The sequence below is a fragment of the Acinetobacter sp. ACNIH3 genome (assembly GCF_002918965.1).
Lineage (GTDB): Bacteria > Pseudomonadota > Gammaproteobacteria > Pseudomonadales > Moraxellaceae > Acinetobacter > Acinetobacter schindleri.
In genome coordinates, this window is record NZ_PQLP01000066.1 from 1 (window position 1) to 9,589 (window position 9,589).

Genomic DNA, 9,589 nt, shown 5'->3' on the forward strand with positions numbered 1-9,589 from the left:
AATAAGATGAAGCTGATTTTCTAGCAGTAATTCATCTGCCATTTTTTGAATACGGGCTTGGCTCTCTGGAGAGCGGCTAGCTAACAATTCTTGCAGAGTCTTAGCCATTAGATTTATCTCCTAGGGTAGTGAGATGAAGTTGGTATTGTTCATCTGCAATATCCAGCATGTCTTTATAAAAACGCTTTTTACCGCCTTTATCAGCAATACATAGAACAATAGCCTGTCGTAAGGGATCAAATGCGAAGAAAGCTCTTAAGGGTCTACCGCGATGTTGAACACGCAGTTCTTTCATATTGGTAAATTTAGACTCATACACAGTATCTACTAAAGGACGGCCTAAACTCGGTCCCTGCTGCTGTAGAACAACCAGGGCAGCTAGGACCTTCTCTTGTGTCGATTCCTCTTGTTGTTCAAGCCACTGATTAAATAGATCTGTCGTAATGACTGTCCACATACCACAACCAAAATATAGATTATAGTCTATATTTTAGGAGCATTATGTTTGTTTTGCAAATGAGAAAGGATAGGAAATAAAAAACCCCGGCATCCTGCCGGGGTTTTTCGTATTGGTTCGCTCGGTATAACTCCTGTCCTACCTTACAGTCCTTGTGCTTATCTATTGTTATTCTTATATGGAACTTCCTGTTCTCTATGGCTTCATCATAGGAAAATTCACCTCTCCTGGACAGCCGTAAAGAACCGGAATTTACGTAAGCCCAGGCGTACAAAATAGCCTAAATTTTATCCACAAAAAATGTGGATAATTTTGGACATTGAGGCATTGATAAAATTTGAAAAATCTCAAAATTGATTACTTTTTAAACAAATTTATTGGCAAGAACTATCAAAAACGATCATAAAAAAGCCGACTTGTTTCCAAGTCAGCTTTTCGACATCGTCGAGCATTATCACTATAACACAAGTATTTGATTTTTATGTGTTTAAAATATGCATTTCGTATAACGGCCATTATGTTAAATGGGGGATTTATGAATTCTGAATATATCTTTATATGTAATAAATATTGACAAGTATTATTGATAATGAGCATATCTTCTCATATAAGCACAAGTATAAGCAGAGGAAAACTATGGACGTTCTATTTTCGAATTTTTTAGATAAACCTGTTTGGATGTGGATTTTCTTTATCCTTATTGTACTTGTCCTGCTTATTCTAGATCTTGGAGTATTTCATCGTAAGGTAAGAGAGATTGGTGTTAAAGAAAGCTTAGCACTATCAGCATTTTATATTACATTAGGTTTACTTTTCGGCGCATGGGTGTGGTGGTATCTCGGACCCACGGCAGGGATTAACTATGTAACCGGTTTTGTAATTGAAAAATCATTAGCGATGGATAATATCTTTGTCATTGCAATGATTTTTTCATATTTCTCGATACCAAGAATTTATCAGCATAGAGTCTTATTTTGGGGAATTATAGGTGTAATTTTTCTAAGAGCTATCATGATTGGCGTGGGCGCAACACTGGTCAGCCAATTTTCATGGGTTCTTTATATATTTGCAGCCTTTCTTATTTTTACAGGGATAAAAATGTGGCTAAGTGTTGATAAAGAATATGAAGTCGGAAATTCTCCTATTTTGAACTTTATTAAAAAAAGATTTCGTGTCACTGAGCAGCTTCATGCAGAGAAGTTCTGGGTGAAAAAGATTGATCCAAAAACTAACCAATTAACCTGGTTTATGACACCACTTTTTCTAGCCTTGATCATGATTGAATTTGTAGATCTGATCTTTGCAATAGATAGTGTTCCTGCGATTTTTGCGATTACGACAGATCCATTTATTGTTTATACTTCAAATATTTTCGCAATTTTGGGATTACGTGCTTTATATTTTGCCCTATCAGCAATGGTCGACCGCTTCCATTATTTGAAGTACGCATTAGCAGTATTGTTAGTCTTTATTGGATCAAAAATTTTTATAGCTGATGGATTAGGTATAGCAAAAATTCCACCGCCAGTCTCCCTTTCGATCACGTTCATCATCTTGTTTACAGGAATTCTATACTCTCTTTGGAAAACAAAAGATCAAAGTACTCATAGGTAAAAATTACAATCCTTTAAATAATTAATAGCTACCAATAAAACAGTGGCTGTTAATTATTCTGATTATAAGTTTTCCTAAAATTAACATAATACACGTTATACGAATCTAAAAATGGGAGCCTTTAGCTCCCATTTTTACTATATTTTTTAAAGTTTTAGGCGTGTTGTACAGTGAGTTTTAAGCCTAACGCATTTACTACACGATTAATCGTATCAAAACGTGGTGCTGAATCATGACGTAGGGCTTTGTAGAGTGCCTCACGCCCAATCCCTGCTTCTTTAGCAATTTGAGTCATGCCACGAGCTTTAGCAATAACACCAAGTGCATGGGCTAATTCAGCTGGATCATTATCTTCAAGAACCATATTGAGATACATCACAATGTCTTCTTCAGTTTTGAGTGACTCAGCCATATCAAAACTTGGTAAATCAGCGACTTTAACCATTTTAATCCTCCAATGTTTTCGATAATTTGACTGCACGATCGATGTCTTGTTGTTGAGTCGATTTATCTCCTCCACCAAGCATTACAATCACTACGTCACCATGCTGGATGTAATACATTCTCCATCCAGCACCGAAGAATTCTCTCATTTCCCAAACGCCATCTTGGAGAGGCTTAATGTCTCCCCAATTTCCACGTTGAACCTTATCTAATCTACGATTCAGACGAATACGGGTCATATTGTCTTTAATGCCATCTAACCATTCATCAAATTCTGGCAGACGTTTAATTTCAATCATGAGAATTCCTTATCTTCTCACTATATTGTATTCGATCGAATACAATATGCAAGTAGTCTATACGGACATCCATTAATTTCGTATAACAGCCATTATGTTAAATGGGGAGTGATTTAGTGGAATATTCTTTAATTTTTTATATGAAAGAAGATACCTTGAATCGTGTCAAAAGAAGCATAGATTTTTTATCCATACCTCTAGTGTTCATTCTTTATAGTAAAATTTTAATCGTTAAACCCACTAAAGCAGAACCGATGATGACTCTGAGCACACTTTGATTAAATTTAAATAATGCGACTACAGCTAAAATTGCAATAATGGCAGAGATATAATCAAAATTCCCTTCAAAACCCTGTGGCCAAAGCACGTGGTAACATAAAAAGAGTGCCAAATTTAAAATTACGCCCACCACGGCAGCGGTAATGGCGGTTAAAGGGGCAGTAAATTTAATTTGATTGTGTGTGGACTCTATAACAGGTGCTCCGGCTAAGATAAAGAAAAATGAGAAAATAAAAGTAAACCACGTGACGATGATTGCACCTAATGCACCTGCAATAAATTGATGTTCAGCACCCAACAGCGAATGGTTATAAGCTGCTAAGAAGCCGACAAAAGCCACCACCATGATCAATGGGCCGGGAGTACTTTCACCTAGGGCTAAACCATCGATCATTTGAGTTGGGGTGAGCCAGTGATAAAAACCGACAGCGCCTTGATAAACGTAAGGCAGAACAGCATAAGCACCACCAAATGTCAGAAGTGCAGCTTTAGTAAAGAACCAAGCCAGTTGAGTATAAGAATGACTCCATCCCAAAACTGCTGTTAAAGAGATGAGTGGAATTGCCCATAAAAGTGCTGAAATTACAGTTATTTTGATCAGATGAGACCATTTAAAAACAGCATGTTCAGGTGTAGGGGTATCATCATCAATAATTGCACGTCCATAGGATTTTTGACTGGACTGATGTGCATTTAGCTTAAATAAATCAGGATACTTTTTACCGACCAAATAACCCGATATCGCTGCACATAAAACGATTAAAGGGAAAGGAATATTAAAAATAAATATTGCAAGAAAAGCGATAACTGCAATCGCCCATAGAAATTTATTCTTTAATGAACGACTGCCAATACGATACGTGGCATGAAATACAATTGCGGCAACTGCGGGCTTAATGCCATAAAACAAACCGGCAATGATCGGGACGTCGCCATATTTCACATAGACCCAAGACAGCCCAATGAGGATAAAAAGAGAAGGTAGAACAAATAAAACCCCTGCAACGATGCCACCTTTGGTTTTATGCATTAACCAGCCAATATAAGTTGCAAGTTGTTGAGCTTCGGGGCCGGGTAAGAGCATGCAATAATTCAATGCGTGCATAAAACGCTGTTCTGAAATCCATTTTTTTTCTTCAACTAACTCTTGGTGCATAACAGCGATTTGCCCGGCAGGGCCACCAAAGCTAATGAATCCCAGTTTTAACCAAAATTTGAATGCTTGCCAAAAGCTGATAGATTCAATTTCTGTTTCATCTATTAAAGATGACTTATTATTCATGTTAAATTCCTTTGAAAGTCTGCATATAAGCCATCAAAAATATGGTTTGAAAGATGGAGTAATTGATCATCATCTGTGATCGTGCTTCTTAAGCCTTGCAAGATTTTTTCAATGCCTAAGGCTTCGGCAGGCTCATTTCCCCCAACATCTAAAAAATGAACAATTTCAGCGATTTTATTTAAAGCAGGGGTTTGTAATTCAAAGCTATGCATTAACACTTCAAAAGTGACTAGATGATTGATATGGGTAAATTGGGCATCATCAAAATCAAAACCTAAGGTATCTTTGGGGCAATCATTGGGATGCTCTAACCAAATAAATTTTGCCTGAGGGTCTACAAATTTCTGAATGATCCATGCCGATGCCAAACGGTCAACCCAAGGACGCTTTCTGGTTGCCCAGATTTTATTTTGAAAATCTTGCTTGCATAGGACTTTTAATTGCTGTTCAAAATTATTGGGTTCATCGTATTCACCTAACCGGGCAATAACTTGTTCTAATCGGGTGAGTTCATTCAGTGTTTTGCTTTGATGAGTATTTGGGAAAAAATCTATTTCTATCAGTGAATTGAGGTTTTTTCTTAATTTTCGAATCTGTTTGAGATGTTCTTTTTTCTTATTTTCCTCAAGCGTATTTTGTATTTGTGAAATTTCAGTTCTCAGTTCTTCATATTCTCCAGTCCTGTCGAAAAGTTGAGCAAGGTCTAAATGTGCAGGAGGTTCAGTCTGAAAGATATAGGCATGCCCATGTTCATTAAGATGATCATGAACAACAGACTCGAATTTTTCAGAATGTGCTTCGGGTAAGAGGTAAACACCATCTCTTAAAGTTGCTGCACCATTTGACTTTAATGAACGCCAAATTCGCATTCTTGCGGTTGTGCTTTGACTGGGAAGTGATGAGATCAGTAATGATATTTTCATGTTATAAAATCAACAAATTTTGTTTATCTTATAACAATTTTAAAGGATTAAAAATAGTTTTCCTTTAATAAGAATATATGTAAAAGTCATAAAAGATTTTTCTATCCTTTAATAGTAAATTCAACAGATGCTTATAACTTAGCAGTTTGTAAAATAGAACTTTATAAATCTACTCATCTAGGAAATGCACATGGTCTGGCTTATTGCTAAGTACGCTCTAACTGCTGGAATGGTCATACTTATTTCAGAAGTTGCTAAACGTAGTGACCGTCTAGGCGGATTGATTGCAGCCTTACCTATCGTAACGATACTTGTGCTGATATGGATGAAACTTGAGAATCAAGACCCGCAGAAAATTTCAAATCATGCTTGGTATACCTTTTGGTATGTAGTACCGACATTACCTATGTTTTTAGCATTCCCAATACTTTATCAGCGTTATGGATTTTGGCTATCTCTAGCCATTTGCTACGTAATGACCATTCTTCTTTTTCTTGCATGGGCAGCTATATTGCACCATTTCGGTATTGATTTGCTGTAAATGAACTAGGGGCATGAATGTTAGTTTTTCTAAAATTAACATAATACACCTTATACGAAATGCTTGAAATTTCTCTTTAAATATCATTATATTAAAGTAAGCCGTTCTGGACATTAGGGCACCAGAACGGCTTTTTATTGATTATTCATGTTCCACGCTTACTTATTGAGCAAAGTTCCACGGCTTTGATAAGCCCAGGTGAATAATCAGGAAGCTTGGTCTTTTTCTTTTTGGCGTTCATCCAGCTCTTTTTTGAGTGCCTTTTTATCCTGGTACGATGCAATTAGCATGATCGGGATCAGCAGCGGGGCCACAATAATTCCCAGGGCAATGTCTTTCAGTTTCAGCATGATCTCTCTCTCTTGATTGCTCAGTCATGATCAAAAACAGCATTCAGTACACGGCCAAATAAGCCACGTTTTTTCTTTGTCTCATCGTGTGTCTTTGATACGTGTTGTGGTGTTTCATTGGGGGGTGTCACTGGTGTTTCATGAGATATATTAATTTCACTATATTTATTATTATCAATAGTTTCACTTGTTTCTCTACTGTTGTCGCATGGTGCATCATTAGAATGTGTCACTGGTGCGTCATGAGACATTTTTTCTTCAGACTCTTTATGCCCTAATAGTAGTTGAAAGCGGTCTATTTGATCTAAATAGCGTTTTTCTCGATCTTTGTATGACTCAATTTCTTTTTTCATGAAATCAACAAGCTGACGTAAATCCGCATCATCCTTAGATTGATTCACTTCTTGTTTTTGTTCATGCTTTTTGATTGGCTCTCCAAAGCATCGGATGACTTCTGCAATATCAAAAAGTCCATCAGCGCTTCGGGATATACGTCCTTCTTTTATGGCCCTATATAACGTAGAGCGACTGACGTTAAAGCGATTAGATACTTCACTTAGTGATAACTTAGCCATTTACTACATCCTTTTTACTTGATGGCATATATCCCACTTTTTTCAGGTACGGGTATAGTTCTTTTATTCGATCAGGGTTTTGCAGCATCTCTGCAATACGAATAGCAAATTGCGGATAGCTTTCAGTTCCTTGGGAATACCGCCCCATTTCTGGTAGCTCTGAAAGCTTATTTGCAAACATGTGACGTTGTGCATCAGTCATTTGGGTAAAGATATCTACCGTATTGGGGTCTCTTTCTGAAGGTATAGAATCAATTTTTTTATGCTTGAAAGTGAATGATAAGGCTGAGATAGATCTTCCTGTTTTGTACTGTTCATATTTTACATGTATATCAGTGAGCTCATTAATTTGCTTTATGGCTGGTTCTAAAACACGACTTTTAAAATTAATCATTTTTTGATATTCATTAATATCAAGTCCTAATTTTTCTCTGAACTCAGATAAAGGAATAACAGGTGTTTTTCCTACGTCTCTCCAAGCAATTAGAAACTCATATAGACGAATAGCATATTTGCTAGTTAGTTGGGCAACCTGTTTAAGTTGATAGCTTGTAAAGTGCTTTTCCAATCTTGTAATAAGAGGAACAACATCTGGTGCAAAGGTAACTTCTAATGTAGCAAGGTCATCAACATATGCAATTCGGCTAACCCAGCGGGATTTGACTACAATTTCTTTGTTTGTATCTTTATGAATTTCCTTAAAAGAGAACTTTCTTTCAAAAAGATTATTAACTGCATTTTTTAGAGCGTTATACGCAGCTTCTTTGGTGACATCAAAGCGAGAAGCATAATCAGAAGCATGGATTTCTAATTTACTGTCGGATGAGATCCCTTGGCCTGTTTCTCTTGCTCTTATTATTGATAAAAGGATAAGCCGTTGCTCGGTTACTTCGAGATTATAACTGGCATTAATTAAGGCATTATCTTTTACTACTAAGTCATTTTTCATAAGACTGCATAGGTTATAAGTGTTATTAAGACTACATTAGCATTCGATGTAATCAAATGCAAAGAAATTGTAGTCTTATGACAAAGAAATTGTAGTCTTATGACAAAGAAATTGTAGTCTTATTAACCTTGAAAGCCTTGCAAGCAAATGCTTTCAGAGAGTCTAAAAGCATTTAAAAACTTTAAAATAATTAAAAGCCCAAGGAGTGAAAAATTGCCCTTGGTTTTCGCTACGCTCAAACTCTATTGAATCTCGCTTTCGCTCGATTCGTCGGGGCAATTTTTTGGCTCATCTCGTTGTGACTTCAATAAAAAGCAAAAGCACGATGGATTCGCTTCGCTCATAGAGCTTTTTTACTCGCTGCGCTCGATCTAGACTCAATTTTCTGCATGTAATTTACGCTTATTTAGACTTCACAGCCTAAAAAGCTGTTTTTCAGAGGGTCTAAGCGCGAATTTCAGCGATTTCACTCGTAGACACTCGTTCTGTACCTTCCTATGTGAATTTGAGCTTAAATCGCAAATGAGTGCATTTAAAAGCTAAGTTTTATAGTAATTAGATAAAATCTTTACCTTTTGTATGAGGGTCATAAGAAAAAACAGGTTTTTTAGTCTTCAATTTTTCTGTATTTCTTTCTGCATTCGTCATTTTCATTTTTTCATTAGAAGTAGGAATCATATCCTGAGACTCTAATTTTTCTATTTTATGTAGATGTACCTTTTTTTCACTCATTCCCATTTTATTCAAATTTCGCAAAACTGAACTGTAAGAAATATTGTTCGCTAGTTCAGGTAAATCAGCGTGGATTTCCTTAATTGTATAACCAGCTTCTAGCCGTTTTTCTATTTTAGGTAATACAGAGATGATGAATTTTTTAGCGCCATGTCTGGTGACCATAATGACTTCCTCTTTCTTTAATTCATGCAATTATGTGCAACTATATGCAATTAAGAGCTTTTATACGATTTTATATGAAATTATCTGCAACTATAAGCTTTTAAATGGTTTTTATTCATTTTGATGTGCAATTATATGCGTTTATGTGCAATTGAACTTTCAGTGATATTGGCAAGATGTGTAATGTTATATAACATGGCAAGCCTTAGTTATATAAATTACCCCCTTATTCGCTATTCAGCTCAACGGTTCATCTTGTCCTGCGGAGCTGTTGGCATAGCCAAAATACAGTAGAAATTAGAAAAAATGCCGAAACGGATACGCCAAAAAGTAATACAAGTAGTTGTCACTGAAGCTGAGAAAAAGCAAATAGAAGAGTCTGCTGCAATGGGAAATTTATCTGCTTCTCAATATTTGCGTGATCTTGGACTTGGCTATCAGCCGAAAAGCCTAACGGATGTAAAAAACATCCAGGAGATCCGCAGCCTGAAAGCAGATTTGAATAAAGTGGGCGGTTTGCTGAAAAATCTCATGAGTGGTGAGTTAACAGATCCGAAAGAAATCAGATCTAGGGTCAATGGCTTACTGCTAGACTTTTCCAGGAATCAAAATTCGATTGATTTGTTCATTTCAAAAGTCAGATCCACGATCAAATTTTAAGACAGGACATTTCTATTTGAGGCTTACAACGGAATTTCGTATATGAGATTTCATGTTAAATTTTTTATATCAAAATTTCAAAGTGTACTGATGAGTACACTTTTAATGGGTTCTAACACCCGAATTTCGTATATGAGATTTTATGTTAATCAGATGATCAAAAGGCCCGTGAATAGGGCCTTTCGTATAAGGTGTATTATGTTAATTTTAGAAAAAACTTAAAATTATCTATTAAAGAATCATATATTTTTGGATTACTTATAAGTGAAATAGCACCTATATAGTGCAGGCTTAGCTAGAAAAACTATAACACTCTAAG

The 9,589-nt window shown here is 36.1% G+C and carries 12 protein-coding genes and 1 pseudogene; 3 read left to right on the forward strand and 10 right to left on the reverse strand.

All coding sequences use genetic code 11. The features are described 5' to 3' along the window. Together C3420_RS15520 and C3420_RS15525 are read right to left on the reverse strand one after the other, a co-directional pair. Window positions 1–108, reverse strand: a pseudogene (locus C3420_RS15520) (transcriptional regulator); the annotation flags it as partial. Next, window positions 101–457, reverse strand: a complete 357-nt coding sequence (locus C3420_RS15525; RefSeq protein WP_044110686.1) for a type II toxin-antitoxin system RelE/ParE family toxin — start codon at window positions 455–457, stop codon at window positions 101–103. The gene C3420_RS15525 and the pseudogene C3420_RS15520, both read right to left, overlap by 8 nt. Before the next feature lie 636 nt (window positions 458–1,093). Between C3420_RS15525 and C3420_RS15530 the strand changes: the two genes are divergently transcribed. Further along, entirely contained in the window at window positions 1,094–2,071 is a 978-nt protein-coding gene (locus C3420_RS15530) for a TerC family protein (protein ID WP_004761028.1), read from the forward strand. Between the two features lie 154 nt (window positions 2,072–2,225). Here the strand turns inward: C3420_RS15530 and C3420_RS15535 are convergent, their stop codons facing one another. The 4 genes from C3420_RS15535 to C3420_RS15550 form a co-directional block, all read right to left on the reverse strand. Continuing rightward, on the reverse strand, window positions 2,226–2,516 hold the full coding sequence (locus C3420_RS15535; RefSeq protein WP_060875721.1) for an addiction module antidote protein: 291 nt from the start codon (window positions 2,514–2,516) through the stop codon (window positions 2,226–2,228). A gap of 1 nt (window position 2,517) precedes the next feature. Then, the gene (locus C3420_RS15540; protein ID WP_005175534.1) at window positions 2,518–2,814 is read right to left on the reverse strand and encodes a type II toxin-antitoxin system RelE/ParE family toxin; all 297 of its coding nucleotides are present in this window, start codon (window positions 2,812–2,814) and stop codon (window positions 2,518–2,520) included. A 211-nt stretch (window positions 2,815–3,025) separates the two neighbouring features. Then, entirely contained in the window at window positions 3,026–4,375 is a 1,350-nt protein-coding gene (gene chrA, locus C3420_RS15545) for a chromate efflux transporter (RefSeq protein ID WP_005098231.1), read from the reverse strand. Beyond that, on the reverse strand, window positions 4,372–5,298 hold the full coding sequence (locus tag C3420_RS15550) for a chromate resistance protein ChrB domain-containing protein (protein ID WP_005098232.1): 927 nt from the start codon (window positions 5,296–5,298) through the stop codon (window positions 4,372–4,374). Before C3420_RS15550 ends, chrA begins: the two co-directional genes overlap by 4 nt. Before the next feature lie 190 nt (window positions 5,299–5,488). Between C3420_RS15550 and C3420_RS15555 the strand changes: the two genes are divergently transcribed. Further along, window positions 5,489–5,839 carry a DUF3147 family protein gene (locus C3420_RS15555; RefSeq protein ID WP_004644745.1) on the forward strand — a complete coding sequence of 117 codons (351 nt, stop codon included), beginning with the start codon at window positions 5,489–5,491 and terminating at the stop codon, window positions 5,837–5,839. Between the two features lie 206 nt (window positions 5,840–6,045). On the opposite strand, the gene C3420_RS17430 is transcribed toward C3420_RS15555, so the two are convergent. The 4 genes from C3420_RS17430 to C3420_RS15570 form a co-directional block, all read right to left on the reverse strand. Further along, window positions 6,046–6,189 (reverse strand): hypothetical protein, encoded by a 144-nt coding sequence (locus C3420_RS17430; RefSeq protein WP_171054347.1) that lies wholly within the window; start codon window positions 6,187–6,189, stop codon window positions 6,046–6,048. Window positions 6,190–6,209: 20 nt separating this feature from the next. Then, window positions 6,210–6,764 (reverse strand): plasmid replication DNA-binding protein, encoded by a 555-nt coding sequence (locus tag C3420_RS15560; RefSeq protein ID WP_004282116.1) that lies wholly within the window; start codon window positions 6,762–6,764, stop codon window positions 6,210–6,212. Continuing rightward, window positions 6,757–7,713, reverse strand: coding sequence for a replication initiation protein RepM (repM, locus tag C3420_RS15565; protein ID WP_004282117.1), 957 nt, complete (start codon window positions 7,711–7,713; stop codon window positions 6,757–6,759). Before repM ends, C3420_RS15560 begins: the two co-directional genes overlap by 8 nt. A 555-nt stretch (window positions 7,714–8,268) precedes the next feature. Continuing rightward, window positions 8,269–8,610, reverse strand: coding sequence for a hypothetical protein (locus C3420_RS15570; RefSeq protein ID WP_039902700.1), 342 nt, complete (start codon window positions 8,608–8,610; stop codon window positions 8,269–8,271). A 306-nt stretch (window positions 8,611–8,916) separates the two neighbouring features. Between C3420_RS15570 and C3420_RS15575 the strand changes: the two genes are divergently transcribed. Then, a complete protein-coding gene (locus C3420_RS15575; RefSeq protein WP_004282120.1) occupies window positions 8,917–9,270 on the forward strand; it encodes a plasmid mobilization protein in 354 nt (117 codons plus the stop codon). Window positions 9,271–9,589 lie beyond the last annotated feature (319 nt).